The following is a 25,751-nucleotide window of genomic DNA, read 5'->3' as shown; positions in this document are numbered from 1 at the left end:
CCGTGCAGGTGCGTTTCTGCATTTCAGTGTAGCAAACTTTAGCTTAGTTGCTTGTAGGACAGAGCCGCGTCTGAAAGTAGGAAGGCTAGCCCATGAAAATAGTCATTTTGTACTGCATCATGTATTTCTTTGCATCATCTTTTTAGGGCGGCGTATTGCTGCCCTCTTCAGGACGCTGCGCGAGGGAGCGCGTTGCGGCCAGTTGCGCCACGGCCGCCAGCAGTTCGGCCGGGTCGAGCGGTTTCGAGACCCAGGCCTGGAAGCCGCTGGCCAGTGCCCGCTGGCGGTCCTGCGGTTGCGCGAACGCCGTCAGCGCCAGCGCGGGCAGCCGGGCCGCATCAGGGGAGGCGTGCGCGCGGATTTGCGCCAGCAGGTCGAAACCGTCGGCGTCAGGCATGCCGATGTCGCTGACCAGCACATGCGGGTGTACCTGGTCCAGCAGTTGCAGCGCTTGCGCCACGTTGCCGGCGCCATGCACTTCAGCGTTGCTGTCACGCAGGATGCGCGCCGTCAGTTCGCGCGCATCGGCCTCGTCATCGACCAGCAGGACGGTGACGCCGCGCAAGTCATGGCTGGCGGGCAAGTCGCCGCCCGTTGGCCGCGCCGGCGCGGTTCGCGTCCCCAGGGGCAGGCGCACGGTAAAGCTGGCGCCCTGCATGTCGCCGGCGCTGCTGACCGTGACCGTGCCGCCATGCTGCTCCACCAGGTGCTTGACGATCGCCAGTCCCAGCCCCAGGCCGCCATGCCGGCGCGTGGTGGAGGCGTCGGCCTGGCGGAAGCGGTCGAACACGTGGGGCAGGAAGTCTTTCTTGATGCCGACGCCGTTGTCGCTCACCGTGATGGCCAGGCGGCTTGCCTCGCGGCGCACGCCGATCTCGACCCGGCCGCCTTGCGGCGTGAACTTCAGGGCATTCGACAACAGGTTCCAGATCACTTGCTGGATACGGCTGGGGTCGCCCGTGATCCTGCCCGCATCGCTGGCGATGTTGCTGTGGATGGCGATGTGCTTGGCGTCGGCCGCCGGGCGCAGGGTTTCGATGGCCGAGGCGATGATGCTGGCGGGCACGATGGTTTGCAGGTCCAGCAGCACCTTGCCGGAAGTGATGCGGCTCATGTCGAGCAAGTCTTCGATCAGTTGCGCCTGCGCGCGCGCATTGCGTTCGATGCTTTGCAGGCCGCGGTGCAGGTCGGCCTGGTCGCGCGTGCCGCGCCGCAGCACCTGCGCCCAGCCCAGGATGGCCGACAGCGGCGTGCGCAGTTCGTGCGACAGCGTGGCGAGAAAATCGTCTTTCAGCTGGTTCGTGCGCTCGGCGTCGGCGCGTGCCTCGCGTTCGCTGTCGAGCAGCACCTTGCGCTCTTCGGCGGCGCGCGTGGCGGCCGCGTACAGGCGCGTATTGTCGAGCGCGACGGCGGCCTGGGCCGCGATGGCCGAGACGATGCGTTCGCTGCGCGCGCTGAACATGCCCGCTTGCGGATGGCCGAGCAGCAAGCGCCCCAGCAGCAGGCCCGAGCGCGAGCTGACGGGCAGGCTCAGGCAGCTGCGCAGCGGCGGCGCGCCGCCGGCGCTGGCGTCGGGCGCGGCCAGCAAGTCGTTCTGGCGCATGGCCGCTCCCTGGCGCAGTTCCGTGGCGATGGCATCTGCCTGGCGCAGGCTGATGCCGTTGACGGCGCGTGCCGCGGGCAGAGCGTCGGGATCGTCGTGGATATCGCCCGCATCATCATAGTAAAAGGCGCCGAAGCGCGCGCCGCTGATGCGCGTGGCCGCATCGACGGTTTCCTGCAGCAGGGCCGGCAAGTCGAGGGTGCTGGCCAGGGCCGCGCCCGTATTGTTGAGCAGCTCCAGTACGCGCGTTTCATCGCGCAAGGCTTCCTGCGCCCGCTTGACCTGATCGACGTCGGTGCTCGTGCCAAACCAGCGCAGCAGCTGGCCGCCCCGGTCGCGCACGGGATTGGCGCGCGTCAGGAACCAGCGGTACTGGCCGTCGGCACCGCGGATGGGGAACTCCATTTCGAAGGGCGTGCCCTCGCGCAAGGCGGCCTTCCAGGCTTGCAGCATGGAAGGCAGGTGCTGCGCGTCATAGGCGATGCTCCAGCCGTCGCCCGCCATCTGTTCGGCAGTGGTGCCCGTGTAGTCGTGCCAGCGCTGGTTGTACCAGGCAATGGTGCCATCGAAGCTGGCGATCCAGGCCAGTTGCGGAATGGAATTGGCCAGTGCGCGCAAGTCTTCCTCGCTGTGACGCAAGTTTTCCTCGGCCGCCTTGCGCTGGCTGATGTCCTGGATATACGTGGTCAAGCCTTCGCTGGAAGGGAAGATGCGCACTTCCAGCCAGCGCCCCAGCGGCGGATACAGCAGTTCGAAACTGCAGCTGAGCTGCTGCGCCATGGCGCGCCGGTACTGGGTTTCGAGTTCCGTGCCATGCAGGGCGGGGCAGGCATGCCACAGGTTCTTGCCCGCCATGCCGGGGCCAGGCGCGTGTTGCGGCGCGAGCATGGCGGCGCCGCGCGTATTGAGGTAGCGGATGGTCCAGTCGCGGTCGAGCAGGCAAAAGCCGTCGGTAATACCTTCCAGCAAGTTGGACAGGCGCTCGTCCGATAGGCTCAGCGGCGCTGATGGGGGAAGCAGATCTTGCTCGCGGTCATGCTTGGCCATCGGAAATCCTGCAACAATGAATCTGCCGCACGGGCGCTTGTCCCGCCGGGCCGCCGTCGCTAAGCTCAGTTAAATAGGTCATGATGCTCAATGTCCGCCGTCATGCATCAGGGGAGGCAAAAGCGCCCCTGTCTGGCTGGTATTGTAGCCCCAAGCGGGGCACCGCCACCGCACGCTTGCGCGCCGCCTGCAGATAGCACTGGACAGGCTGGAAAGCAGTCCCTATAATCCCGCTTCTTTCGAGGCAGCAACTCCTCGATTCGCTGGACGCGACTGCGGAAGCAAAAGTGCCCTGCGATAAAAAGGCGTCAGCTTTTTGGCAGTGAAAAGGTAGTCGATCATGCGGGGCGGTATTCTGCAAAATCAGCTAAGCGATTGAAAAATCGAACTTTTCAAAGCGAAATGAATACGCTATAATGTTTGCCTGCGCGGCTGTAGCTCAGCTGGATAGAGTACTTGGCTACGAACCAAGGGGTCGTGGGTTCAATTCCTGCCAGCCGCACCAGAATACTGAAAATCAGACTTTGCCTGGTTTTGTTGTGACAAGTTTCACCTCCATGTTGTTGATGGAATGTTGTAGAAGTTTTGCGGCTGTAGCTCAGCTGGATAGAGTACTTGGCTACGAACCAAGGGGTCGTGGGTTCAATTCCTGCCAGCCGCACCAGTATTGATTAGTATCGTTGCCGGAATGAAGTTCGCTTCGTTCTGATGAAAGTTTCAAGCTTCGCGCCGTTCGGCGAAGTGTGTCAGAGTTTGCGGCTGTAGCTCAGCTGGATAGAGTACTTGGCTACGAACCAAGGGGTCGTGGGTTCAATTCCTGCCAGCCGCACCAGTATCAGCAGTAGTGAAAAAACCCGGAAAGTTCGCTTTCCGGGTTTTTTTTCGTCCAGCGAAAGGCAAGCGTGCAGCGCGCCGCCCCCATCGCGGCGCGCTGCAGTGGCCGGGCCCCGTCAATTCGGGTAAGGCTGGCCCGACGACGCCTGGTTGCCCAGGACGATGGTGGTCACCCACAGTCCGCCGCTTGTCACGGGACCGGTGAACTTGAACAGCGAGGCGCCGGATTGCGCCGGGTCCGCCACGTTCGAGGCCAGCGCATTGAGCCCCGAGGTCGTGAACGTGCACGAGGTTTCCTGTCCAACCGCATTTTGCTCCGCGTTCAGCACCGGCGTGGTGTTATTGAACAGATACAGGCCGCAATTATCCATTTTCGATCCGTAGGTGGCCGACTGCGTGTAATTGAAGGTCACCGCGCCATCGAGCAGGGCGGCGGCCGGGATGGACGACAGTTTCGCCGGCGTGATGCTGGTGAGCGTGGCGAACAGGCTGGCCTGGTTGGCCTTGGCAAACGCTTTCGACAGGGGCACGGCATTGATCTGGAACGGGAAGGCGCTGACGGCGCCATTCGGCGTTTTCAGGGTCCACACGTAGATTTTTCCAGGTGCCACTTTCGTTTCGTCGATGCAAGCCGTACCCGCGCCCAGGCCCGGCGTACTGGCGGGCAGGCTGGCCAGGTCCTGGCAGCTCTGGATGGCTTCCGCGTTATTGTAGAAAGTGCTGGCGGCGCCATTGCTGTCGGCTACCCGCATGTGGGTGTAGCCGGTGGCCGGCAGGATCAGCTGCAGTTTGCTGCCGGCCGAGCCCGGTATCTGGAAGTCACCGAACGTCGTCAGGCCCGGTCCCCGCACGTCGATCTTGTTGACGGCCGGATTTTCCTGCAGCACGGTGTCGAGCTCGACGTGGGCTGCCCATTCGCGCGCAAAGCTGGCCGTACCGGCCGTATCGAAGTTGCGCTGGATGCGCGCATTCATGTGCATGTCCAGGTGGCCGCTGCCGGCCAGTTTCCAGCCGCCGGCGCAGCCGCTGGTGTCGCCCGTCTTGACCAGCTTCCAGTTGAGCATGCCCGCATCTGTTCCTATGCGTAACTGTACCCATGCGCTGCTGGGCTTGCCTGAAGTAAAGGCGATGGCCGTCGCCCCGGCACCGAGGCGATTGCCGATGAAGTCGGCGACGCGCGTCGTCGAAGTGCTGCTCGCGGACGTCAGCGTGGCGATTTCATCGGCGCTCAAGGGCTGCATGCTGACGCTGGCCAGGCCCAGCGCCTCGATCGTCAGGCCCGCATGGGCAGCCTGGTCCGCGCTGCTCAGGGCGGACACAATGTCGGCCTTGCCCACCGCCGCGCCCATGTTGAAGCTGCTGTCGATGAACGGCGACACGGCCGCCGCCGACGGCACGACGAAGCCCGTCTTCGGATACAGGGCGCTGAGCGAGGCCATGCAGGCGCGGATTTCCGGCAAGACACTGGCCGCGGCCGTCGCTCTGGCCAGGTCGGCGTCCGATGGCGGCGTCGCTGCCGGTATCGTCGGCGCGCCGCCGGCGGCGGCCGGCAGGGTTACGCTGCCCAGCGCGCTGTTGGTGGCGATCAGGGTGACGGTGGCCATGGCGCCCTGCGCTTCCGCGGGCGCGACGAGGATCTGGTCCAGCACGGCGTCCATGCCCGTGCCGTTGGCAACAAAGGCGCCCGTCAGCGGATTGGTATTGCCGGTATTAATCGGTTTGATCATGGCGACGACGGCGGCCACGGCCGCATCGAGCCGTTGCTGCGTCGCGGCATTGGCCAGGGCCGCAGTGCAGGCGGCCGATACCGTATTGGCGACGGGGGCGCAGACGGCGGCCAGGGCCGTGCCGCCGGGCTGGCCCGACGCCGTGGAGACGATCAGGTCGGTCAGCGGCGTGATGTTGACGGTTTGTCCCGCCGCGGTGGCGATGGAATTGAGCGTCACCTGCTTGCCGCCGGACGAGCCGGTGATGCTGAGGAAAAACGGCGCCGTCATGCCGGCCACGTCCACCGTAAATGCCCCGCCGGCGCCGGTATTGACCGCCGTGGACACTTTGCCCTTGCTATCGATGGCCACCACGCTGCCCGAGATGGGCGCGCCGACGGCGGCAGTGCCGCTGAGCGTCGTTGCCGGCGGCGGCACGACGGGCGGAACCGGGTCAGCGGGGCTGCTGCTACTGCCGCCGCCACAGGCGGCAAGAAGGAGGGCGGCCGCGCAGGCGGCGGCCAGAGGCAATTTATGCAAGTTTATTTTCATGACATCCCCTTGGTATTTTTTTTGGAATTACTGCTAGTAAACATTCTCAAAGTTTTCCATGAATTGCAATTTATTTTTCTTGAATGCATTAATAATGGCCAATCAGTCATCAGCGTGTCGGTTTTGCGCCGCAATCAGAAAATCAATGTGATTAAAAATGCAAGTGGCGGGGCGGCCGGTGAAAAACCGGGGAGGGCGTCAATTGTGAAATATCGCCGCCACGCCCTTTGCCATTCTGCAAAGCCCTGCTATAATCTTGTCTTAGGCGGCTGTAGCTCAGCTGGATAGAGTACTTGGCTACGAACCAAGGGGTCGTGGGTTCAATTCCTGCCAGCCGCACCAGAATATCGGGGATCAGATTGTAAAATCTGATCCCCTTTTTCGTTTCCGAACGGATTTACGATGGGTCTTTGACGCCGCGCCGGTACTGCAGGCGAAACGCGCGCGGCGTGACGTGCTTGGCGGCGCGGAACTGGCGGTTGAAATGCGCGAGGTTGCGGTAGCCTGCCTCTTGCGCGATGACGGCGATGGCGAGATTGCTCTCGATCAGCTGTTGGCAGGCGCGGCCGATGCGCAGACGCGCCAGGTACTCGCCCGGCGTGCAATGCGCGTGGCGTTTGAAGCAGCGGTGAAACGCGCCCAGCGACAGGGCCGCCCGCTGCGCCAGGGTTTCCAGTGCGATCTCTTCCCGAAAATGCGCGTGCATGAAATCGAACACGCCGGCCATGCGTTTTTGCTGCCCATCGGGCAGCGGCGCCTGCGCCGTCGAGGCCAGCGGCCGCGCGCCCGTATCGCCCGCCAGGTCCAGCAGCACGTCGAGCAGCAGCGGCAAGCGCTGCGGCACGGGCAGGGCGTTCAGTTGCAGCAGTTTATCAGCGCTGCGCGCGCTCGTCCGCGGCGAAAAATGCAGGGCCGGGCCGGCGCGGGCCGCCAGTTGCCGCAAGCTGTGCAATTCCGGAAAGCAGGCCGCCAGCCGCTCCAGCCATTCCAATGAAAACCATACGACGACGGCCAGCATCGGCTGGCTGCTATCGATGCGCTCGCTGGCCGACCATGTGTGCGGCAAATTCGGTCCCAGCAGCACCAGGTCGCCCGGTTCGAAGTCGCCCAGGTGGTCGCCGATGTAGCGCTGCCCCCGCGCATTGACCGTCAGGGTCAGCTCGAACTGCGGGTGGTAATGCCAGATGAAGGGAATAGTGTCGAGTTCGCGCCACAGCAAGCCCCAGGAGTGGCCCGCCGGTATCGTGACTTGTTCGAATAAAGGCGTCATTGTGACGTTTGAAGCGTATGAATAGTCAGGATAGTATCAGTATTGGCCGCTTGGCGCGCATTTCAGCCTGCCATGCCATCGCACAATCTTTCTCACACCAACACAGGAGACAGCGATGCAAGAAGATCGATATCAATACGGCGAAGACCGTCCCGGCAACCCGTCCGTGGCCTACACGGAACAGACCCAGCTGCGCGACATACAAAAACAGCTGCCCCTGCGCGTGCTGTCCGCCAGCGATTTCCTGCACTGGCAAACCTATGGCTACGTCATCGTCAAGGATGCGGTGTCGCCCGAGCAAGTGCGGCGCACGACAGATTTCCTGTGGGAATTCCAGGGACTCGACCAGCATGACCCCGCCACCTGGAACCGGGAGCAATTGCGCGATCACGCGATGAAGGAACTCAACGGCTCCGGCATGGTCGAGGCCTATCACAACCAGACCCTGTGGGATAACCGCCAGACCCCGCGCGTCTACGACGCCTTCGTCGACATCTGGGACCGTCAGGATTTGTGGGTGACGATCGACCGCGCCAACCTGAACACGCCCAACCATGGCAAGCGTAAGTTTGGCGGTTTCATCCACTGGGATGCCGACACCACGCTCGACCCGCTGCCCGTCAACGTGCAGGGCGTGCTGGCCCTGTCCGACACCTCGCCCGAGAGCGGCGGTTTCCAGTGCTATCCGGAGCTGTTCAACAACTTGCTCGCATGGCGCAAGACCGTGCCGGCGGATCGCAACCCGTGGCAGCCGGACCTGGCGACGGTGCCGTACCCGATGGAATTCATCGCCATGAAGAAGGGAGAACTGCTGATCTTCAACAGCCTGCTGGCGCATGGCATCCGCCCGAACACGTCGACGGACCAGGTGCGGCTGGCGCAATACATTTCCTTTACGCCCGCCCAGCAAGACAACCAGGCCTTGCGCGACTGGAGGGTGCAAAGCTGGCGCGAACGCAGCGCGCCGCAGGGCTACGCGTTTCCCGGCGACCCCGAGGACAAGGAAAAGCTGCGCTACCCGCAGGCGCGCCTGACTGCGCTGGGCGAGCAGATCCTCGGCGCGCGCGACTGGTAAGCGAAGCGCCATCCGGCAGGCTTGCCTGCCGGATAGACAATTACCGGCAAATGCACGATCATGGCCTGACTAGCCATCGACCGAGGAAACGCATGAGTATCATCACCTGCATCGAAGACTTGCGCGTGCTGGCCCAGAAACGGGTGCCACGCATGTTTTACGACTACGCCGATTCCGGCTCCTGGACGGAATCGACGTACCGCGCCAACAACAGCGATTTTGCCAAGATCAAATTCCGCCAGCGCGTGGCCGTCAACCTGGAAAACCGCAGCCTGGCCTCGACCATGGTGGGGCAGGCCGTCTCGATGCCGGTGGCCCTGTCGCCCACGGGCTTGACGGGCATGCAGCATGCGGATGGCGAAATCCTCGCGGCCCAGGCGGCCGAGCGCTTCGGCGTGCCGTTCACCCTGTCGACCATGAGCATTTGCTCGATCGAGGACGTGGCGGCGAACACGAGCAAACCGTTCTGGTTCCAGTTGTACGTGATGAAAGACCGCGAATTCATCAACCGCCTGATCGACCGCGCCAAGGCGGCCAAGTGCGGCGCGCTCGTATTGACGCTGGACTTGCAGGTGCTGGGCCAGCGCCACAAGGACTTGCGCAACGGCCTGTCGGCGCCGCCGAAACTGACCATACCGAACATCCTCAACATGGCCACCAAGCCGCGCTGGGTGGCGGGCATGCTGGGCACGAAACGCCGCGGCTTCGGCAACATCGTCGGCCACGCCACGTCCGTGTCCGACATGTCGTCGCTGTCGGCCTGGACGCAGCAGCAGTTCGACCTGAGCCTGTCGTGGGCGGACGTGGAATGGATCAAGCAGCGCTGGGGCGGAAAACTGATCATCAAGGGCATCATGGACCCCGAAGACGCGCGCCTGGCCGTCAACAGCGGCGCCGACGCGCTGATCGTCTCGAACCACGGCGGGCGCCAGCTCGATGGCGCGCAATCGTCGATCGAAGCCTTGCCCGCCATCGTCGACGCCGTCGGCAGCCAGATCGAAGTGCACATGGACGGCGGCATCCGCTCGGGCCAGGACGTGATCAAGGCCGTGGCCTTGGGCGCGAAAGGCGTCTACATCGGCCGCCCATTCTTATATGGCCTGGGTGCCATGGGCGGCCCGGGCGTGACCAAATGCCTGGATATCATCCGCAATGAACTCGATCTGACGATGGCGTTTTGCGGCTTGCGCGACCTGCAGCAGGTGGACAAGAAAATCCTGCTGCCGGGGACGTTTTAAGCGGCAATCCGCACGATATCAAAGCCTTCCGAGGCGTCGGGCGGCGTGAAGTGGCGCGTGATTTCATCAAATTGCGCGTCGCTGGTGGAGAACGGGTGCAAGCCGCTGTCATTGCGCCGGTGCAAGCGCGCCTTGCATTCCTCATCCTTCACGTCGAGGTAGTGCAGCACGTGCGGCACGCCCGCCTGCTGGAACAGCTCGCGCATCCAGGCGCGGCTGGCGGGCGTATTCGCGGGGAAATCGAGCACGACGGACACGCCCGCCCGCAGCATTTGCATGGCCAGAGGCGCGATGGCCGCGCGCAGCCGCGCCGCGCAGGCCACATAGTCGGCCAGGCTGGCGATCTGGCCCGGATACAGCTGCGCCAGCAGGGTGTCTTCGCTGATGCGCACGGTATGCGGCGCTTGCGCAAGCTGGCTGGTCAAGATGGATTTGCCCGAGGCAATCTTGCCGCACACGAGGTGCAGGGTGGGGGTAACCGGGGTGCTGGAAGTGGTGTGCATGGTCGCTCGCTGAAAGTGAAAACAAAGCCTGCGAGACGTCTTGATTGTTTGTTGCCGATCAAAGCCGCCTTGCAGGCGGCTTGGTCAATGTCATTCCTGTCCAGCCACCATGTGTGAAATGGCGGCAATAATCGATGGCAGGGGCGGGAATGGCGATGGCATGGCGCAACGATGCCATGCGACGGTTGGCGTTGTCAATTGTCCTTTTCGAATAACTGCCGGTACTGCGCATACGGTTCCATGCCCATGCTGGCGCGGCGCTGCTCCAGGCGCTGCGGATCGTCGATGGGGAAGGGCACCGTCTTGCCGGTGCTATCCGTGCGGAACTGGCTGCCGTACAGCTGCGGCAGCTTGTCATTGCTCAAGTCGCGGTCGATCGCCAGTGCCAGCTTCGAGGGCGTGATCTCTCCCCGTGCCGCTGCTGCGCGCATCAGGACCAGGCTGCTTTTGAGGAAGGCACTGGAACCATGCTGGGCGATCAGCCAGGCGCTGCCCGCCGCCTTGTAGCCGACCATCGTTTGCGTGGGCCAGCCCTTGCTGGCGATGATGTGCCGCAAGCGTTGCTCGCGTGCCTTATCCGTGGCCAGCATGCGCTGGCGCGTGGCCAGGTCCGGCCCCGTTGGCGGGAATCCCGCGCGCAGGGACTGGTCTTCCTGTTCCATGGTCCGCAATTCGGCTGCCAGCGCCGCCTCGGGCACCGCGGCCGGATACAGCAGGAAGTCCAGCGCGCCCGCCGTGGCCACGCTGAAGATGAGCTTGGGTTCCGCTTCCCAGCCGGGCGATTGCAAAAGCAGTGCCAGGGTGGCACCTTCCGGTACATCAATGCGGTAGCGGCCATTTTCGACCGTGCCATGTATCTGCGGCTCGCCGTGCATGCGCTCGGCAACGATGCTGATGGCTTGCGGCAGCGGCGTTCCATTGCTGCGGATAATGCCGCTCAGCTCAAAGGCGCCCGCATGGACGCTCCAGCACAGCAGGATGGCGCAGGTCAGACGTGGCATGGGAGTGCGTTCATGCATGGTGGATGTCGAGTTTGCTCCACACATCCTGGAACGCGGTGTCATCGAACGGCCGCGCATGCGGGTCGTCCTGCCGGAACAGGCCGCCGATCAGCATGTCCTGGATGGCACCCGTGAAACCGCCGTACGACGAGGCGCGGCCCCACTGGCGGCGCGTGTGGGCGAAGACGACGGCGTCTTGCCGGGCGGCCAGTTGCGCCAGCGCTTGCCGCAAGGTGGCGGCCGCTTCCGGGCCCATGTCCGTGGCGATGGCGCACACCAGGCGCTGGCTGAACTGCAAGGGCTTGCCTGCCAGTCCCAGCAGCGATTCGTTGGCCAGGGCGAGGAATACGTCGGGCGCCTGGTCGTCCTTTTCGCAGACGGTCCAGGTGGGCGCCCACGCTTCCAGGCTCATGAAGCGCGCTTGCGTCGTGGCCGGCGTGTGCGTCCACTTCGCGTGCGATTTGGCGTCCCAGCCCAGGCGGCCAAAGGGAATCGGCTTGCCCTTGGGATTGTATTGATGGCTGCGCACGGCGGCCTTGCCCCTCGCGCCAGCCTGCGCCATCAGGCCGTCGAGGCTGGCGGCGAACGGCGTCCATTGCGCCGCATCCCATAGCGGTATGGCATTGGGCGCGGCCAGCAGCAGGAATACCTCGTAATCACGTGAAAAAAACGCCATGCACATTCCTTATCGTTGCAGTTGATATATGACCGCCCGCTGGCTGGGGCGCAGCAGGTAGACGCCGTACAGGCACAGGGGCAGCACGGCCAGCAGGGCGATATATGGCAGGATCGATGCGCCATCTTCGGCCGGGTGCGGCAAGGTGGCCGTCACCAGCGCGTAATCCCACAGTCCATGCACGAGCACCATGGGCCAGATGGAGCGGGTGCGCAGGCGGATGGCCGCGTAGCCGACGCCCTGCAAGGTGGCGGCCACGGCTTGCCACAAGGCGCCGCTGACGTCGCCCGTGGCCAGGCCGTTGGCCGTATGGGCCAGGCCGAACAACGCCGAGGAAAGCAATACGGCGGGCCAGACGGCGTAGCGGTCCAGCATGCCTTGCAGCAAGATGGCGCGGAACATCAGTTCTTCCGAGACGGCCACCAGCGCCGCATTGCACGCGACGATCAGCAGCACGCGCGGCTGCGGCCAGCCGCCGGCCCAGGCCAGCAACAGCATCAGCAGCGCATACAGCAGGGGCGGCCAGACCAGCCACGTGCTTTTCCATGGCTGCGGCGCGCACAGGCCCGCTTCGCGGGGCCGGCTGGATGCCAGCAGCAGCGCCAGCGCGAACAGGGCGGCCAGCGCCCACGACAGGCCGATACGGCCGGTGACGGCGGCGCCCGGCAAGGCGTAGCCGGCCGATTCCAGCCAGCGGCCGCCCATGCTCAAGCCCAGCCAGACGGCCAGTGCGCCCAGGGCAAGCGGCATGGTGAGGTGGATTTTAGGGATGGACATGGTCGGCTTCGGTGTTGGCTGCGTGTTTTACTGCGTGCATGAGCGGATCATGAAGTTGCATCAATGATATGGTCTAAATATTGCCATATTACATTAAAAGCACTGTCACAAAATTGCCACTTCGTTATAGTTGCATGGAATAATAAGCATTCGTCCGTTTGCCGCCAGACTGGAGCGCCATGACTTACAGCAAGACCATCACCACCGAACGCCTGATCCTGCGCAAGCCGCAGCCATCCGATGAGGCGGCCCTGTTCGCCATGCATGCCGATCCCGAAGTGATGCGCTATTTCAGCGAGCCGCCCTGGGACGATGCCGGCCGCGCCGCGCGCCAGATCGCCGAGGACAGTGCCGCCTTCGAGAACGAAGAGTTCTTCCGCTTCGCCATCGAACTGCAGCAGACGGGCGAATATGTGGGCAGCTGCACGCTGTTTTCCGTGCACCGCCAGAACCGCCGCGCCGAGATCGGCTACGCGCTGGCGCGTCCGCACTGGGGTCGTGGCTATATGCACGAAGCGCTGTCGGCGCTGATCGAGTACGCCTTCGTCGAGCGCGACCTGAACCGTCTGGAAGCCGATATCGACCCGCTCAACGCCGGTTCGGCCAGCGCCCTCGAGCGCCAGGGTTTTAACAGGGAAGGCTTCTTGCCGGAGCGCTGGATCGTCGGCGGCCACGTCAGCGATTCGGCACTGTACGGCTTGCTGCGGCGCGAGTGGGAAGCACGGCGCAAGGGCGCCGCGTGAGCGGGCAAGCGATCGACGCGCTTGAACGCTGGCTGGGTGCCCCCTTGCCGGCGCATTACCTGCGTTTTCTGCAGGATGGGCAAGAGAGCCTGCGGGGCGAACAGGTATTGCTGTACGGCGTGGACAGCTTACGGGAACGCAATGAAACGTATGAGACGCAGCAATTTTGCCCCGGCTACATGACCATCGGCGACGACAGCGGCGGGCGCGCCGTCATGCTGGCCCTCGATGGGAGCGACCGCGCCGTGTACCTGGTGGGCCATGGCTCGATGCAGCGCGGCGATTTCGAGCGGGCCGCCGATGATTTCGCGGCCTGGCTGGCCGCTGATTGCCCCGTCGATTGACTATTCCATGAGCAAACGATGAAACCGGCTGACTTGCCCTGTTCCACCCATCCCCTCGTGACCTTGCGCCCGCTGGAACGCAGCGACGCGCCCGCCTGGTATGCTTACCTGGCCGACCCTGTCGTCGTCGAGCACACGAGCTGGGATTTGCATTCCATCGATGACTTGCAGGCCAATTTCGATGAGTACGCGTCGGCAGACGCGTCTTCGTCCATGCGCCTGGCCGTGGTGCTGCGCGACGGCGGCCAGCTGGTGGGTACCATCGGCTTGAATGCCATTTCTCCGCAGCACCGCACAGCCGAGATTGCCTACGATCTTTCTCCTGTCGTGTGGGGGCAGGGCGTGGCCACGTCCATCGTCCAGTCCATGCTGGACTGGGGTTTTCAACGCCTGGGCTTGCTGCGTATCCAGGCGACCGTGCTGGAAAGCAATGCACGTTCGCTGCGCGTGCTCGAACGCTGCGCTTTCGAGCGGGAAGGCTATCTGCGCTGCTACCGGCAAATCCGTGGAAGATCGGGTAACTTCTGGCTGTATGCGCGCCTTGCCGGTATTCCATGAGCAAAGCGCCCTTGAGCATCCTGCTGGTGGAAGACCACCTGGCCATCGCGCGCCAGGTATTGGATTTCCTCGACGGTCTGGGCTGGCAGACCGACCATGCGGGCACGGGCGCGCTCGGTGTCGCGCTGGCCACGCTCAACACTTATGACGTGGTGCTGCTGGACCTGAACCTGCCCGATATCGATGGCTTGCAGGTGTGCCGCGCCATCAAGGCCAGTGCGCCCAGCAATGTGCCGATTCTGATGCTGACGGCGCGCGACTCTTATGAAGACAAGGCACGCGGCTTTCGCGACGGCGCCGACGACTATCTGACCAAGCCCTTCGACTTGCGCGAAGTGGCCTTGCGCTGCGAAGCGCTGGCGCGACGGCAGCAGCTGCACGTGCATCAGGAAATGCGCGTGGGCCCATTCACCTTGCAGACGCGCGCAGGGCGCGCCTTGGTCGGCGACGTACCGCTGCCGTTGACGCAGACGGGTTTTAAAATTTTGCTGCTGCTGTGCCGCGAGCATCCGCACGCCGTGTCGCGCTCGGCCTTGCTGCAAGCCCTGTGGGGCAGCCAGCCGCCCGACAGTGACGCCCTCAAATCGCACATCTACGCGTTGCGCAAGCAACTGGAGTTGCTTGGCGCGGCGGGTGTACTCGTGACCATCCCGCAGCTGGGCTACCGCCTGGCCTTCGATGCGGCGGCCGGCGATGGTTAGGTCAATCCGGCAGCGCCTGTTTGCGGCCCTGGCCGGCTTCACCGTCCTGCTGTGCCTGTGCTACACGGGCCTGGCGCTGGTGATCGCCTACGTGACGGAAGACATGCTGGTGCAGCGCCTGCTCGAGCGCGAAGCGGCGGTGGTCAGCCAGCGCTTGCGCCAGCACGGTGAGCTTACGCCGTCTGGCAGCGACCTCATCACGGTTTATGGCCGCTACCTTGATTTGCCTCAAGCCGTGCGCGCACACGTGCCGCCGTCTGCCCCGCGCGGCGAAGTGTTTACGACGACGGGCCAGCATTATCACGTGCTGGCGCTGGACCTCGCTGCCGCCGGCCAGCCGCAGCGCGCGTATCTGCTGGCCGACGTGGCACCCGTGCTGGTAGTGCAGCGCCTGGTGCGGGAGGTGGGCGGTGTCGTCGCTGGCGTGGCGCTGGCGCTGATCGCCCTGGCCTTGCTGCAGGCATACTGGCTGGCGCGGCGCCTCGTGCTGCCCTTGCAGAGATTGGCGCAGGAAGCGCGCCAGCTGGCGCCCGGCGGCGCCGTCCATTTCAGCGAGCGCGATCGCCCCGACGAGATCGGTTTCCTGGCGCGCCGCCTGGAAACCACGTTTGCCGAACTGCAAACGGTGTTGCGGCGCGAACAGGCATTCGCGCGCGACGTCAGCCACGAACTGCGCACGCCGCTGACCTTGATGCACAACAGCCTGGCGCTGGCCGGCGCGCAGCCCCTGGCGGCAGATGGGCAGGTCCAGCTGCGCCAGGGTGTCGACGACATGCGCGCCACCATCGAGGTGCTGTTCGCGCTGGCGCGGGCCGAGCAGCTGCCTGGCCAGGTGGTCGAGTTGCGCGCCTGCATCGAGCAATGCCTGCTGCGCCTGCTCGACGAACATCCGTGGGACGCCAGCCTGCTGACCCTGGACTTGCCCGAGCGCCTCGAGGTTGTCGGCAACCCGCCGTTGACGATGTTGCTCATCAATAACTGCCTGGCGAATGCCCTGTTCCATGGCGGCCCCGCTTGCCGCATCAACATTGCGTTTGCGCAAGGTTGCCTGAGCATCAGCAATACAGTGCAGGCGGGGCAGCCGCGGCGCGTCCAGGGATTTGCGCATGGACAAAGCTTGCTGGGGCGCGTGGCGCAGGCCATGCGCTGGGATATCCGTTTCCATCCGGGCGAGGCGCACTATCGCGTCGACATCATTCCCCTCCAGATACGATAAAAAGCAGGGAGATTTCACCGCGATTTCACCGGCGCCTGCGTAAGCTGCAAGCTCTTGATGAATGGAGAAAACCGCATGAAGTTTCTTATCAGCCTGCTGGTGCTGGCGTGCACCAGCATCCCGGTTCTGGCGCAAGTGAGCAGCCTCGTCCACAATGAGGAAAAGCGCCGCTACATCGTCTATACGCCGGAGGCTTATCAAAGCCAGCCCCAGCAGACCTTTCCCGTCGTCTTCAATTTCCATGGCGGCGGCATGAGCATGGCGGAACAGATGCTGTACACGCAGATGAACAAGGCGGCCGAGCGGCACCGGTTCATCGTTGTGTATCCGCAAGGCATCAAGCAAGACTGGAACGTGGGCTTCGGCATGGATTACCTGGCAGGCACCGATGACGTCGGCTTTACGCAAGCGATATTGAGCAAACTCAAACAGGATTATCGCATCGATGACAAGCGCGTGTATGCGACGGGCCTGTCGCGCGGCGGTTTCTTTGCCCTGCGCCTGGCGGCGGAACTGCCGCAACAGTTCGCCGCCGTTGCCTCGGTGGGCGCGCCCATGCCGGAACCCGTGCTCCAGCATCACAAGCAGAAGGACAAGGTCGGCATGCTGCTGATACAGGGCATGGCCGACAAGGTCGTGCTGTTTGAGGGCAAGGCCGCCAGCTACCTGTCGGCCGAAGGCACGTATGATTACTGGCGCAGGCACAACGGCATCGACGGCGCCACGCCGCAGCCGCGCCTGATGCCTGGTCCTGCGGGCGACGCCACGCAAGTGAACTGGCTGGAGCAGGGCAGTGGTGAGGGCGGCGCCAAGGTGGCCTTGCTCACCGTCAAGGATGGCGGCCACACGTGGCCGGGCGCCGACGCTTTCAATGTTGGCCTGCCCATCGGCAAGACCACGCGCGCCGTCGATGCGAACGAGGTGATGTGGGAATTTTTCAGCAAGCACCGGCGATAACGCTGCGGCGACGCGGGTGCCTGTGGCACACTCTTGTCATCGTGAATCTTGCACAAGGAAATGATGAACAGCCACCCCGTCGCCATCTTTTGCCGCTCGCTGGGTCAGTTGTCGGCCATGCTGGACAAGCTCGAGGCCCAGCCGCAGATCCTGGCCACGCGGCTGCACCCGGACATGCTGCCGTTTGCCCAGCAAGTGCGCGCAGCCGTAAGCTTTTCGCTGCGCGGCTGCTGCCCGCTGGCGGGGCTGGAGGTGGCCGATTTCAGCGCCGCCGCCAGCCTGCAGGAACAGATCGCGCAGACCATGCGTTATCTCAAGGCGATTCCCGCAGAGCGCTTCGACGGGCCGCCAGACCGCATCTGCCGCGACCGCGCCGGCTTTGCCGACATCGCGCTGCCGGCCGGCGAGTATTTGAATTTGTACATCCTGCCGAATTTCTACTTTCACTTCAGCATGGCGTATGCGATTGCCCGCAGCCAAGGTGCCGCCATTGGCAAGGGCGATTTCGACGGTTATCACGCGTATGCGCCCGGGTTTTCATTCGAGCGGCCTGCCGCGCCGTAGCGGCTACAGCCCCGCATCCTTCCAGGCAGACAGCCCCAGCCGCTTCAGCAGCCGGCCCGACAGCCCGCAGCTCCAGCAGCTGATCTGGATTTGCCGGTGCCGCCCCTGGTCCGCATACCAGGCTCGCTCGGCGTAATCGAGCAGCGCGTCGCTGAGCGCAGAGGCGTCGGCTGTCGCAGGCAGGCGCGACATCAGTTCGAACACGCCGTGGCACGTCTCCTTGATCTGCAGCAAACCGGCCAGCAGGGCGCGCAGCACGGCGCCGTCGATGGAAGCGCTCGCTTGCGTGAAACGCTGCTGCCAGCGTGGCTCGCGCTGCGGCCACAGGGCCAGCAGCGCGGGCACGTCGGCGGTCCGCAGTTGCCCGATCAGTTCGTCCGCCTCCTGGAACAGGTCGAGGCGGTCGTATTCGTCGCCGTCCAGCCCCAGCAGTTCATCGAGTTCCTGCAAGGCGCTCATGCCACCACGTTCACGGGAGCGCCGCGCTCGAACGCTTCGATATTGCCGATCAGAATGTCGGCCAGCTTTTGCATGGCCTCGCCGCTGGCCCAGGCCGTGTGCGGGGTGAGGATGAAGTTGGGCAGGCGCAAGTTCAACAGCGGGTTGTCGGGCGGCGGCGGTTCCTTCGACAGCACGTCGAAGCCGGCGCCGGCGATCACGCCACGGGTCAATGCGTCGGCCAGCGCCGCTTCATCGACGAGGCCGCCCCGCGCCGTGTTGATCAGCAGCGACGTGGGCTGCATGCGCGCCAGCTCTTGCTCTCCGATGATGTTGCGCGTCTTGTCCGTCAGCGGCAGATGCAGGCTCAGCACGTCGGAGCTGGCCAGCAGTTCATCAAAACTCACTTCCTGCACGCCGTCTTCCTGGATCGGGGAACGGTTGTGGACGATCACCTGCATGCCGAAGGCGCGTCCCAGCTGGGCCACGGACTTGCCCAGCGCGCCGTAGCCGAGCAAACCGAGGCGGCTGCCGGCCAGGTCGCGGATCGGGTGGCCGAACAGGCAGAAGCGGTCGGACTTCTGCCACAGGCCCGCTTCCACGTCCGCGCGGTAGGCGACCAGCTGGCGGCGCAGGGCCAGCATCAGGGCCAGCGTGTGCTCGGGCACGGTGGCGCGCGCATAGTCGCGGATATTCGCGACGATAATGCCCCGCGCGCGGCAGGCGGCCAGGTCGAGGATATCCGTGCCCGTGGCGGCCACGGCGATCATCTTCAGGTCGGGCAGCTGCGCCAGTTCGGCCGCGCGCAGCGGCACCTTGTTCGTGATGGCGATGCTGGCGCCTTGCAGGCGGGCTACCGTCTGCTCGCTGCCCTTGGTATGCGGATATTCTTCCCAGCCGTGGGCGAAGGCGGGCGGGCGCACGGTGGCGATCAGGCTGTCGCGGTCGAGAAAGACGATGCGGTGCGGGTGCAGGTGCAGGTGCGGTGATGTGCTTGCTGCGGTCATGGCTGGGCCTCGGTCAGGGCGGCACGCGCGGGCAGGGTGCTCTTGCCCTTCAGCTGCGTGGCCGGGTGGTTGGTAAACATGTCGGCGACCCATTCGACAAACACGCGCACCTTGGCGGACAGGTGGCGGTTGGGCGGATAGATCACGTGGATGGGCAACGGGTCGGATTCCCAATCGCCCAGCAATTCCACCATTTTGCCCTGTTCCATCAGGGGCGCAAGCATGAAATGCGTCATTTGCACGATGCCCAGGCCCGCCAGGCCGGCCGCCGCGTAGGCGTTCGAGTCGTTCAAGGCAATATGGCTGGGCATGGACATCTGGATGCGTTCGCCTGCGCGCGTGAAATCCCATTCAAAGGTCTTGCCCGTCTTGGCGGAGAAAAAATTCACGCCCCGGTGCTGCGCCAGGTCGTTCGGGTGCAGCGGCGTGCCATAGCGCGCCAGGTAGCCGGGCGCGGCACAGGTGATGAAATGCAGTACGCCGACACGGCGCGCGATCAGGTTCAAATCGCCCAGTTCGCCGCCGCGCACGGCGCAGTCGACGCCTTCCTCGATCAGGTCGACGGGACGGTCGCTGCAGCCGAGTTCCAGCGATATATCCGGGTAGCGGGCGAAGAAGTCGGGCAGGGCAGGGATGATCAGTTCGCTGGCCAGGGCCGTGGGCGCGTCCACGCGCAGCCGTCCGCTGGGACTCAATCGCGTGCGCGACAGCGATTCCTCGGCTTCGCGCACGTCCGACAGGATGCGCACGCAGCGTTCGTAATATGCGGCGCCGTCGGAGGTGATGCTGACATGGCGCGTGGTGCGGTTGAGCAACTTGACCGACAGGCTCGCTTCCAGCGACTGGATCAGGGTCGACACGGTGGCTTTGGGCAACTGCATGTTTTCCGCCGCGCGCGTAAAACCGCCCGCATCGACGACTTGGATGAAAACTTCCATGGCTTGCAGCTTGTTCACTTGATTTCCTATCACTTTCTTCGTGATTATTCAGAATCCTGAACAATCAATTCGGCATTGCACTCTTTATCAGATTGTAGATCAAGTCTAGAGTTGTTGTACTGCAGCATAAATGTGATGCCGCAGGAAGTACAACAGGAGAAACATCATGGGTCATCGGAATGGAAACTTTGCAGTATTCGCCTTGGCGGCGAGCCTGCTCGCTCTGGCCGCGATGGTATCGACGGATGCCTACTCGCTGGCGGCGCAAAGCGAAGCCAGCGCTTATAGCGCCCTGACCCATGAAGTGGGCGGCGTCGCCCTGTTGTGCCTGAACGACGCGGTACGCGATGTGGCGGTGCAGCCGGTGGTGGCGCAATGAGCATTGCCGACACCACGGCCGAACTGGCACCTGGCCAGGCGCTGAAGATACGCGACATCCAGGTGCAGGGCGCGCAGGATGCGCTCGGCGCGCGCGTCTACACGGCCGGCGTGCCGGGTGCCAAGCAGCCGAACCTGATGGTCTTCTTCCATGGCGGCGGCTTTGTGGCCGGCGACCTGGACGACGCGGACGACTTCCTGCGCTGCCTCGTGCTGAGCAATCCCGACCACGTGGTGCTGGCCGCGAACTATACGCTGGCGAAGGTGCGGCCATTCCCCGCCGCCGTGGAAGACGCGCATGCCGTGCTGCTGTGGGCGAAAAAGAACAAGTCCAAGCTGGGCTGGACGGGCAAGCAGATGGTGGTGTCGGGCATCGAAGCGGGCGCCAACCTGGCTGCCGTGTGCGCGATGATGTCGCGCGACCGGGGCGGCCCGCCCCTCGCGGGCCAGGTGCTGATCATGCCCATGCTCGACCCCGGCCTGTCGACCTGTTCGATGCGCCACTTGCCGACCTGTCCGGACCTGGCCGAAGTGGCGGACCAGTGCGCCGCCGCCTACCGCGGCTACCTGCCGAACGCCGCTGACCGCACCCACCCGTACGCGTCGCCATTGCAGTCGAGCCGCCTGAAGAACCTGCCGCCAGCCTTGATCTTGTCCAGCGAAGATGACCCATTGCGCGACGAGGCTGAACAATACGGCAGTAAATTGATCGCCTGCGGCATCAAGACCACCGTGCGGCGCATGGCCGCCGCGCCGCTGCAAGACGCGACCGCCCGTAATGAATGCGCCTGCAAGGTGCAGGTATTGAGCGAAATTAGCAGTTTCGTCGCCGGACTGGGGCAGGAGCCCGAGTCATAAAGCCGCCATCTGCGGCACTGCAAAAAAACTTACACTAATCAGTTTACTTTTTGAGTTTCGGTTGCTACACTACGCAGTGTAGTTCCCTTCCTGTCTGCGTTGTGCGTTCGCACAGCCAGCTTCGTCGTCCCCGTCCGCTTTCAAGCAGCTGGCGGCCTGTTTACCTTTGATCGAGCGCCGTCGGGCGCCATGGCACCACCATTCACTTTTTCAGCTGGGTTGCTTCCTGCCGCCCATATCATTAGAAATTTTCATAAAACAGGGAAATAAAATGAAAAACGTTCAACAATTTTCCACCTTAGGTACACTCATCAAGCCCCTGGCGGCCTCGCTCGCGCTGGCGGGACTGGTGGCCGTGAGCCTGGCCGGCTGCGATTCGGCCAATAGCAAGGTGCCCGACGCGCCAGCGGCCGGCGGCCCGCCCATCTCGGCCGCCGCCGTCGTTGAAAAACAGATCACGGAAACGCAGGAATTCTCGGGCCGCCTGGAAGCGATCGAGCGCGTGGAAATCCGCTCGCGCGTCGGCGGCTTCATCACGGCCGTCAACTTCAAGCCGGGCAGCGAAGTGAAGAAGGGCGATGTGCTGTTCGTCATCGATCCGCGCCCATTCCAGGCTGAAGTGTCGCGCGCCGAAGGCACGGCCGCATCGGCCCGCGCCAAGGCGGAACTGGCCAAGCTGGAACTGTCGCGCGCTGAAAAGCTGCTGGCCGAAAAAGCCATCGCCCAGCGCGAATTCGACGAAAAGGCCTCGGGTCTGAAAGAGCTGGACGCGAATGTCCGCTCGGCGCAAGCCGCGTATGAAGCGGCCAGGCTGAACCTGTCGTACACGCAGGTGCAGGCGCCGATCAGCGGCCGCGTCAGCAAGGCGGAAATCACCGTCGGCAACCTGATCGACGCTTCCGCCATTTTGACGTCGGTGGTGTCGACGGACCGCATCTATGCCAGCTTCGACGGCGATGAAGATACCTACCTGCGCGTGGCCGGCACGGCGCAAAAGGGCACGCCCGTCACCGTCAAGGTGGGCCTGGCCAATGAAACGGGCTTCCCGCACGAAGGCAAGCTGGAATTCGTCGACAACCAGCTCGACCCGGCCACGGGCAGCGTGCGCATGCGCGCCACCTTCGCCAACGCCGAGCGCCAGCTGGTGCCGGGCCTGTTCGCGCGCATCCAGCTCGATGGCGGCAACGGCCCGCACGCGCAAAGCACGGCGCTGTTGATCTCCGACCGCGCCGTCGGCACGGATCAAAGCCGCAAATACGTCTACGTGGTGGGCGCCGACAACAAGGCCGAATACCGCGCCGTCAAGCTGGGCCCGACCTCGGACGGCTTGCGCGTGGTGCGAGAAGGCTTGAAAGCGGGCGAAAAAATCGTCGTCAACGGCTTGCAGCGCGTGCGCCCCGGCGCGCCCGTGACGCCGCAGATGGTGGCGATGGATTTCGACCCGACCGCGCCCGTCGCTCCCGCAAAACCTGAAGCAAAAGACGCCAAGATCGCCGCGAAAGCAGCATCGACTTCCAAGGAATAAACATGAATTTTTCCCGCTTTTTCATCGACAAGCCGATTTTCGCGGGGGTGCTGTCGATCGTCATATTCGTGGCCGGGCTGCTGTCGATATTCGGCCTGCCCATCTCCGAATATCCCGACGTCGTGCCGCCATCCGTGGTGGTGCGCGCGCAATACCCGGGCGCCAATCCGAAAGTGATCGCCGAAACCGTGGCCGCGCCGCTCGAAGAGCAGATCAACGGCGTCGAGAACATGCTCTACATGTCCTCGCAAAACACGTCCGACGGCGCGATGATGCTGACCGTGACCTTCAAGATCGGCACCAACGTCGAGCAGGCCGAGACGCAGGTGCAGAACCGCGTGCAGCGCGCCTTGCCGCGCCTGCCCGAGGAAGTGCGCCAGATCGGCGTGACGACCGTCAAGTCCTCGCCCAACCTGACCATGGTCGTGCACCTGGTGTCGCCGAACAAGCGCTATGACGATATGTACCTGCGTAACTACGCGGTGCTGAACGTCAAGGACCAATTGGCCCGTTTGCCCGGCATGGGCGACATCCAGATCTTCGGCGCCGGCGACTATGCGATGCGCATCTGGCTCGACCCGCAAAAGGTGGCGGCGCGCGGCATGACGGCCAATGACGTCGTCGACGCGATCCGCGAGCAGAACGTGCAGGTGGCTGCCGGCGTGATCGGCGCCTCGCCAGCGAAGAACTCGGACTTCCAGCTGACCGTCAACACGCAGGGTCGTCTGCAGACGCCCGAGGAATTCGGCGCCATCATCGTGCGCACCAATGCCGACGGCGCCGTGACGCACCTCAAGGATGTGGCGCGCGTGGAAATGGGTGCCAACAGCTACTCGCTGCGTTCGCTGCTGAACAATAATCCGGCCGTCGGCATGGGTATTTTCGAAGCGCCGAATGCCAACGCGCTGCAACTGTCTTCCGACGTGCGCGCCAAGATGGACGAACTGAAAAAAGACTTCCCGCAAGGCGTGGAATACCGCATCGAGTACGACCCGACGCAATTCGTGCGCTCGTCCATCGAAGCCGTGATCCACACCCTGTTAGAGGCCATCGCCCTGGTGGTGCTGGTGGTGATCATCTTCCTGCAAACCTGGCGCGCATCGATCATTCCGCTGCTGGCCGTTCCCGTGTCGATCGTCGGTACCTTTGCCGTGATGCTGGGCTTCGGCTTCTCGATCAACACCCTGTCGCTGTTCGGCCTCGTGCTGGCCATCGGTATCGTCGTCGATGACGCCATCGTGGTGGTGGAAAACGTCGAGCGCAACATCGAGGAAGGGCTGTCGCCGCGCGACGCCACCATCCAGGCCATGAAAGAGGTGAGCGGTCCCATCGTCGCCATCGCCCTGGTGCTGTGCGCCGTGTTCGTGCCGATCGCCTTCGTGCCCGGCCTGTCGGGCGAGTTCTATCGCCAGTTCGCGCTGACGATCGCCATTTCGACCGTGATCTCCGCTTTCAGCTCGCTGACCCTGGCGCCGGCCCTGTCGGCCGCTTTGCTGAAACCGCACGATGCGCCGAAAGACGCGCTGACGCGCGGCATGGACATGGTCTTCGGCCGCTTCTTCGCCTGGTTCAACCGCTTCTTCGGCCGCGCCTCGCACCGCTACGAAGCGGGCGTGAAGGGCGTGTTGGGCCGCAAGAGCGCCTCGCTGGGCGTGTATGCGCTGCTGGTCGTTGCCGCCATCTTCACCTTCAAGTCTGTGCCTGCCGGCTTCGTGCCAGCGCAGGACAAGCAATACCTGGTGGGCTTTGCGCAATTGCCTGACGCCGCCTCGCTGGACCGCACGGAAGATGTCGTGCGCCGCATGTCCGACGTCATCAAGTCGGTGCCGGGCGTCGAATCGACCATCGCCTTCCCCGGCCTGTCGATCAACGACTTTACCAACGCGCCAAACGCCGGCATCGTCTTCGCCACCCTGAAGCCGTTCGACGAGCGTACGACCAAGGAGCTGTCCGGCGGCGCCATCGCGGCCGAGATCAACAAGCGCCTGGGCGGTATCCAGGACGCCTTCATCATGGTCTTCCCGCCACCGCCCGTCAACGGCCTCGGTACCATCGGCGGCTTCAAGATGATGATCGAAGACCGCGGCAACCTCGGTTACGACGCGCTGTACAACGCCACCCAGGCACTGGCCGCGAAAGCGTACCAGACGCCGGAACTGGCGGGCGTGTTCTCGGGTTACCAGATCAACGTGCCGCAGCTGTTCGCCGACGTCGACCGCGTGAAAGCCAAGCAGATGGGCGTGCAGCTGCAAACGATTTACCAGACCTTGCAGATCAACCTCGGTTCGCTGTACGTGAATGACTTCAACCAGTTTGGCCGCACCTACCAAGTGCGCGTGCAGGCCGATGCGGCATTCCGTTCGCATGCGCAGGACATCGCGCAGCTGAAGGTACGCAATGACAAGGGCGAGATGATCCCGCTGTCGTCGCTGATGCGCGTCAAGGACAGCTATGGTCCTGACCGCGTGCAGCGCTACAACGCCTATGCCGCAGCCGATTTCAACGGCGGCGCAGCCCCTGGCGTATCGAGCGGCCAGGCGCAAGTCGCGCTGGAGCGCATCGCCAAGGAAGTGCTGCCGCAGGGGATTTCGTATGAGTGGACGGAGCTGACCTACCAGGACATCTTGTCCGGCAATACGATGATCTATGTCTTCCCGCTGTGCGTGCTGCTGGTGTTCCTGGTGCTCGCTGCCCAGTATGAAAGCTGGACCCTGCCGCTGGCCGTGATCCTGATCGTGCCGATGTCGATCCTCTGCGCGCTGTTGGGCGTCAAATTGACCGGCGGCGACAACAACGTGTTCACCCAGATCGCGCTGTTCGTGCTGGTGGGGCTGGCATCAAAAAATGCCATCCTGATCGTGGAATTTGCCCGCGAACTGGAAGAGCATGGCCGCACCGTCGTGCAAGCGGCGCTGGAAGCGTGCCGTCTGCGTCTGCGTCCGATCCTGATGACGTCGATCGCCTTCATCATGGGCGTGGTGCCCCTGGTGTTCTCGCACGGCGCCGGTTCGGAAATGCGCCATGCGATGGGCGTGGCGGTATTCGCCGGCATGCTGGGCGTGACCTTCTTCGGCCTGTTCCTGACGCCCGTGTTCTACGTACTGCTGCGCACCCTGGCGCAGCGTTTTGAGAAAAAACCAGCCGCCGCTGCCGCCAAGCCTGTCGCCGCGCCAGCGCTGGACCTGGAAGGAGATATATATTGAAAACCAATGCAATCATCCGGCGCGCGGCGCCCGTCTTGA

Annotated in this window: 24 protein-coding genes and 4 tRNA genes; 18 read left to right on the top strand and 10 right to left on the bottom strand. The window is 63.9% G+C overall.

What is annotated here, in order from left to right:
* Positions 1-142: 142 nt before the first annotated feature.
* Entirely contained in the window at positions 143-2,650 is a 2,508-nt protein-coding gene (locus tag D9M09_RS16820) for a hybrid sensor histidine kinase/response regulator (RefSeq protein WP_121669939.1), read from the bottom strand.
* A gap of 428 nt (positions 2,651-3,078) precedes the next feature.
* On the opposite strand from D9M09_RS16820, the gene D9M09_RS16815 reads away from it, so the two are divergent.
* The 3 genes from D9M09_RS16815 (at position 3,079) to D9M09_RS16805 (ending at position 3,482) form a co-directional block, all read left to right on the top strand.
* A tRNA-Arg gene (locus D9M09_RS16815) sits at positions 3,079-3,155 on the top strand.
* Positions 3,156-3,237: 82 nt separating this feature from the next.
* Positions 3,238-3,314, top strand: a tRNA-Arg gene (locus tag D9M09_RS16810).
* A 91-nt stretch (positions 3,315-3,405) separates the two neighbouring features.
* Positions 3,406-3,482: transfer RNA gene (locus tag D9M09_RS16805), tRNA-Arg, on the top strand.
* Positions 3,483-3,600: 118 nt separating this feature from the next.
* Here the strand turns inward: D9M09_RS16805 and D9M09_RS16800 are convergent.
* Positions 3,601-5,730 (bottom strand): hypothetical protein, encoded by a 2,130-nt coding sequence (locus tag D9M09_RS16800; RefSeq protein ID WP_162995733.1) that lies wholly within the window; start codon positions 5,728-5,730, stop codon positions 3,601-3,603.
* Between D9M09_RS16800 and D9M09_RS29115 the strand changes: the two genes are divergently transcribed.
* Both D9M09_RS29115 and D9M09_RS16795 read left to right on the top strand, forming a co-directional pair.
* A complete protein-coding gene (locus D9M09_RS29115; protein WP_143450075.1) occupies positions 5,725-6,030 on the top strand; it encodes a hypothetical protein in 306 nt (101 codons plus the stop codon). The two genes, D9M09_RS16800 and D9M09_RS29115, sit on opposite strands and share 6 nt — an antisense overlap.
* Positions 6,008-6,084, top strand: a tRNA-Arg gene (locus tag D9M09_RS16795). The genes D9M09_RS29115 and D9M09_RS16795 overlap by 23 nt, the downstream gene beginning before the upstream one ends.
* Positions 6,085-6,139: 55 nt before the next feature.
* Here the strand turns inward: D9M09_RS16795 and D9M09_RS16790 are convergent.
* Positions 6,140-7,012 (bottom strand): helix-turn-helix domain-containing protein, encoded by an 873-nt coding sequence (locus D9M09_RS16790; RefSeq protein ID WP_121669937.1) that lies wholly within the window; start codon positions 7,010-7,012, stop codon positions 6,140-6,142.
* A gap of 115 nt (positions 7,013-7,127) precedes the next feature.
* Between D9M09_RS16790 and D9M09_RS16785 the strand changes: the two genes are divergently transcribed.
* Together D9M09_RS16785 and D9M09_RS16780 are read left to right on the top strand one after the other, a co-directional pair.
* Positions 7,128-8,087: a phytanoyl-CoA dioxygenase family protein gene (locus D9M09_RS16785; protein WP_121669936.1), complete on the top strand. Its 960-nt coding sequence runs from the start codon at positions 7,128-7,130 to the stop codon at positions 8,085-8,087.
* A gap of 92 nt (positions 8,088-8,179) precedes the next feature.
* Positions 8,180-9,325: an alpha-hydroxy acid oxidase gene (locus D9M09_RS16780; RefSeq protein ID WP_070289276.1), complete on the top strand. Its 1,146-nt coding sequence runs from the start codon at positions 8,180-8,182 to the stop codon at positions 9,323-9,325.
* Here D9M09_RS16780 and D9M09_RS16775 read toward each other — a convergent pair.
* The 4 genes from D9M09_RS16775 to D9M09_RS16760 form a co-directional block, all read right to left on the bottom strand.
* Positions 9,322-9,828, bottom strand: a complete 507-nt coding sequence (locus D9M09_RS16775) for an AAA family ATPase (protein WP_121669935.1) — start codon at positions 9,826-9,828, stop codon at positions 9,322-9,324. The two genes, D9M09_RS16780 and D9M09_RS16775, sit on opposite strands and share 4 nt — an antisense overlap.
* A 194-nt stretch (positions 9,829-10,022) precedes the next feature.
* Complete coding sequence (locus D9M09_RS16770; RefSeq protein WP_121669934.1) at positions 10,023-10,829, bottom strand: DUF6624 domain-containing protein; 807 nt, start codon at positions 10,827-10,829, stop codon at positions 10,023-10,025.
* Positions 10,830-10,839: 10 nt separating this feature from the next.
* The gene (locus D9M09_RS16765) at positions 10,840-11,505 is read right to left on the bottom strand and encodes a hypothetical protein (protein ID WP_083293719.1); all 666 of its coding nucleotides are present in this window, start codon (positions 11,503-11,505) and stop codon (positions 10,840-10,842) included.
* A 9-nt stretch (positions 11,506-11,514) separates the two neighbouring features.
* Positions 11,515-12,282, bottom strand: a complete 768-nt coding sequence (locus D9M09_RS16760) for a CPBP family intramembrane glutamic endopeptidase (protein WP_083293720.1) — start codon at positions 12,280-12,282, stop codon at positions 11,515-11,517.
* A gap of 179 nt (positions 12,283-12,461) precedes the next feature.
* On the opposite strand from D9M09_RS16760, the gene D9M09_RS16755 reads away from it, so the two are divergent.
* The 7 genes from D9M09_RS16755 to D9M09_RS16725 all read left to right on the top strand — a co-directional run bounded on the left by D9M09_RS16755 (position 12,462) and on the right by D9M09_RS16725 (position 17,365).
* Positions 12,462-13,025 (top strand): GNAT family N-acetyltransferase, encoded by a 564-nt coding sequence (locus D9M09_RS16755; protein WP_121669933.1) that lies wholly within the window; start codon positions 12,462-12,464, stop codon positions 13,023-13,025.
* On the top strand, positions 13,022-13,369 hold the full coding sequence (locus tag D9M09_RS16750; RefSeq protein WP_162995732.1) for an SMI1/KNR4 family protein: 348 nt from the start codon (positions 13,022-13,024) through the stop codon (positions 13,367-13,369). Before D9M09_RS16755 ends, D9M09_RS16750 begins: the two co-directional genes overlap by 4 nt.
* An 18-nt stretch (positions 13,370-13,387) precedes the next feature.
* The gene (locus D9M09_RS16745) at positions 13,388-13,927 is read left to right on the top strand and encodes a GNAT family N-acetyltransferase (RefSeq protein WP_121669931.1); all 540 of its coding nucleotides are present in this window, start codon (positions 13,388-13,390) and stop codon (positions 13,925-13,927) included.
* Positions 13,924-14,628 (top strand): response regulator transcription factor, encoded by a 705-nt coding sequence (locus D9M09_RS16740; protein ID WP_099411469.1) that lies wholly within the window; start codon positions 13,924-13,926, stop codon positions 14,626-14,628. Before D9M09_RS16745 ends, D9M09_RS16740 begins: the two co-directional genes overlap by 4 nt.
* Positions 14,621-15,844 carry a sensor histidine kinase gene (locus tag D9M09_RS16735; RefSeq protein ID WP_121671130.1) on the top strand — a complete coding sequence of 408 codons (1,224 nt, stop codon included), beginning with the start codon at positions 14,621-14,623 and terminating at the stop codon, positions 15,842-15,844. Before D9M09_RS16740 ends, D9M09_RS16735 begins: the two co-directional genes overlap by 8 nt.
* Before the next feature lie 75 nt (positions 15,845-15,919).
* Positions 15,920-16,801, top strand: a complete 882-nt coding sequence (locus tag D9M09_RS16730) for an alpha/beta hydrolase family esterase (protein ID WP_121671129.1) — start codon at positions 15,920-15,922, stop codon at positions 16,799-16,801.
* 60 nt (positions 16,802-16,861) lie between these two features.
* Positions 16,862-17,365, top strand: a complete 504-nt coding sequence (locus tag D9M09_RS16725; RefSeq protein WP_240453400.1) for a DUF1993 family protein — start codon at positions 16,862-16,864, stop codon at positions 17,363-17,365.
* A 3-nt stretch (positions 17,366-17,368) separates the two neighbouring features.
* Here the strand turns inward: D9M09_RS16725 and D9M09_RS16720 are convergent, their stop codons facing one another.
* From D9M09_RS16720 to D9M09_RS16710, 3 genes are read right to left on the bottom strand one after another with little or no spacing between them, the layout of a single operon-like run.
* Complete coding sequence (locus D9M09_RS16720) at positions 17,369-17,824, bottom strand: hypothetical protein (RefSeq protein WP_121669930.1); 456 nt, start codon at positions 17,822-17,824, stop codon at positions 17,369-17,371.
* Positions 17,821-18,810: a D-2-hydroxyacid dehydrogenase gene (locus D9M09_RS16715; protein WP_121669929.1), complete on the bottom strand. Its 990-nt coding sequence runs from the start codon at positions 18,808-18,810 to the stop codon at positions 17,821-17,823. Before D9M09_RS16715 ends, D9M09_RS16720 begins: the two co-directional genes overlap by 4 nt.
* Positions 18,807-19,766, bottom strand: coding sequence for a LysR family transcriptional regulator (locus D9M09_RS16710; protein WP_070219497.1), 960 nt, complete (start codon positions 19,764-19,766; stop codon positions 18,807-18,809). Before D9M09_RS16710 ends, D9M09_RS16715 begins: the two co-directional genes overlap by 4 nt.
* A gap of 148 nt (positions 19,767-19,914) precedes the next feature.
* On the opposite strand from D9M09_RS16710, the gene D9M09_RS29110 reads away from it, so the two are divergent.
* From D9M09_RS29110 to D9M09_RS16695, 4 genes are all read left to right on the top strand, one after another.
* Positions 19,915-20,127 carry a hypothetical protein gene (locus D9M09_RS29110; protein WP_162995731.1) on the top strand — a complete coding sequence of 71 codons (213 nt, stop codon included), beginning with the start codon at positions 19,915-19,917 and terminating at the stop codon, positions 20,125-20,127.
* Entirely contained in the window at positions 20,124-20,984 is an 861-nt protein-coding gene (locus D9M09_RS16705) for an alpha/beta hydrolase (protein ID WP_121669928.1), read from the top strand. Before D9M09_RS29110 ends, D9M09_RS16705 begins: the two co-directional genes overlap by 4 nt.
* A 271-nt stretch (positions 20,985-21,255) precedes the next feature.
* A complete protein-coding gene (locus D9M09_RS16700) occupies positions 21,256-22,509 on the top strand; it encodes an efflux RND transporter periplasmic adaptor subunit (protein WP_121669927.1) in 1,254 nt (417 codons plus the stop codon).
* A 2-nt stretch (positions 22,510-22,511) separates the two neighbouring features.
* Complete coding sequence (locus D9M09_RS16695; RefSeq protein WP_121669926.1) at positions 22,512-25,712, top strand: efflux RND transporter permease subunit; 3,201 nt, start codon at positions 22,512-22,514, stop codon at positions 25,710-25,712.
* Positions 25,713-25,751: the final 39 nt, after the last annotated feature.

This window comes from Janthinobacterium agaricidamnosum (assembly GCF_003667705.1).
Classification (GTDB): Bacteria; Pseudomonadota; Gammaproteobacteria; order Burkholderiales; family Burkholderiaceae_D; genus Janthinobacterium.
This window is presented reverse-complemented; position numbering and strand designations above follow the sequence as displayed.

Coding starts and splice junctions, on each gene's coding strand:
- D9M09_RS16820 (WP_121669939.1), bottom strand. CDS start 2,650: ATGGCCAAGCATGACCGCGAGCAAGATCTGCTTCCCCCATCAGCGCCG.
- D9M09_RS29115 (WP_143450075.1), top strand. CDS start 5,725: ATGCAAGTTTATTTTCATGACATCCCCTTGGTATTTTTTTTGGAATTA.
- D9M09_RS16790 (WP_121669937.1), bottom strand. CDS start 7,012: ATGACGCCTTTATTCGAACAAGTCACGATACCGGCGGGCCACTCCTGG.
- D9M09_RS16785 (WP_121669936.1), top strand. CDS start 7,128: ATGCAAGAAGATCGATATCAATACGGCGAAGACCGTCCCGGCAACCCG.
- D9M09_RS16780 (WP_070289276.1), top strand. CDS start 8,180: ATGAGTATCATCACCTGCATCGAAGACTTGCGCGTGCTGGCCCAGAAA.
- D9M09_RS16775 (WP_121669935.1), bottom strand. CDS start 9,828: ATGCACACCACTTCCAGCACCCCGGTTACCCCCACCCTGCACCTCGTG.
- D9M09_RS16770 (WP_121669934.1), bottom strand. CDS start 10,829: ATGCCACGTCTGACCTGCGCCATCCTGCTGTGCTGGAGCGTCCATGCG.
- D9M09_RS16765 (WP_083293719.1), bottom strand. CDS start 11,505: ATGGCGTTTTTTTCACGTGATTACGAGGTATTCCTGCTGCTGGCCGCG.
- D9M09_RS16760 (WP_083293720.1), bottom strand. CDS start 12,282: ATGTCCATCCCTAAAATCCACCTCACCATGCCGCTTGCCCTGGGCGCA.
- D9M09_RS16755 (WP_121669933.1), top strand. CDS start 12,462: ATGACTTACAGCAAGACCATCACCACCGAACGCCTGATCCTGCGCAAG.
- D9M09_RS16745 (WP_121669931.1), top strand. CDS start 13,388: ATGAAACCGGCTGACTTGCCCTGTTCCACCCATCCCCTCGTGACCTTG.
- D9M09_RS16740 (WP_099411469.1), top strand. CDS start 13,924: ATGAGCAAAGCGCCCTTGAGCATCCTGCTGGTGGAAGACCACCTGGCC.
- D9M09_RS16735 (WP_121671130.1), top strand. CDS start 14,621: ATGGTTAGGTCAATCCGGCAGCGCCTGTTTGCGGCCCTGGCCGGCTTC.
- D9M09_RS16730 (WP_121671129.1), top strand. CDS start 15,920: ATGAAGTTTCTTATCAGCCTGCTGGTGCTGGCGTGCACCAGCATCCCG.
- D9M09_RS16725 (WP_240453400.1), top strand. CDS start 16,862: ATGATGAACAGCCACCCCGTCGCCATCTTTTGCCGCTCGCTGGGTCAG.
- D9M09_RS16720 (WP_121669930.1), bottom strand. CDS start 17,824: ATGAGCGCCTTGCAGGAACTCGATGAACTGCTGGGGCTGGACGGCGAC.
- D9M09_RS16715 (WP_121669929.1), bottom strand. CDS start 18,810: ATGACCGCAGCAAGCACATCACCGCACCTGCACCTGCACCCGCACCGC.
- D9M09_RS29110 (WP_162995731.1), top strand. CDS start 19,915: ATGGGTCATCGGAATGGAAACTTTGCAGTATTCGCCTTGGCGGCGAGC.
- D9M09_RS16705 (WP_121669928.1), top strand. CDS start 20,124: ATGAGCATTGCCGACACCACGGCCGAACTGGCACCTGGCCAGGCGCTG.
- D9M09_RS16700 (WP_121669927.1), top strand. CDS start 21,256: ATGAAAAACGTTCAACAATTTTCCACCTTAGGTACACTCATCAAGCCC.
- D9M09_RS16695 (WP_121669926.1), top strand. CDS start 22,512: ATGAATTTTTCCCGCTTTTTCATCGACAAGCCGATTTTCGCGGGGGTG.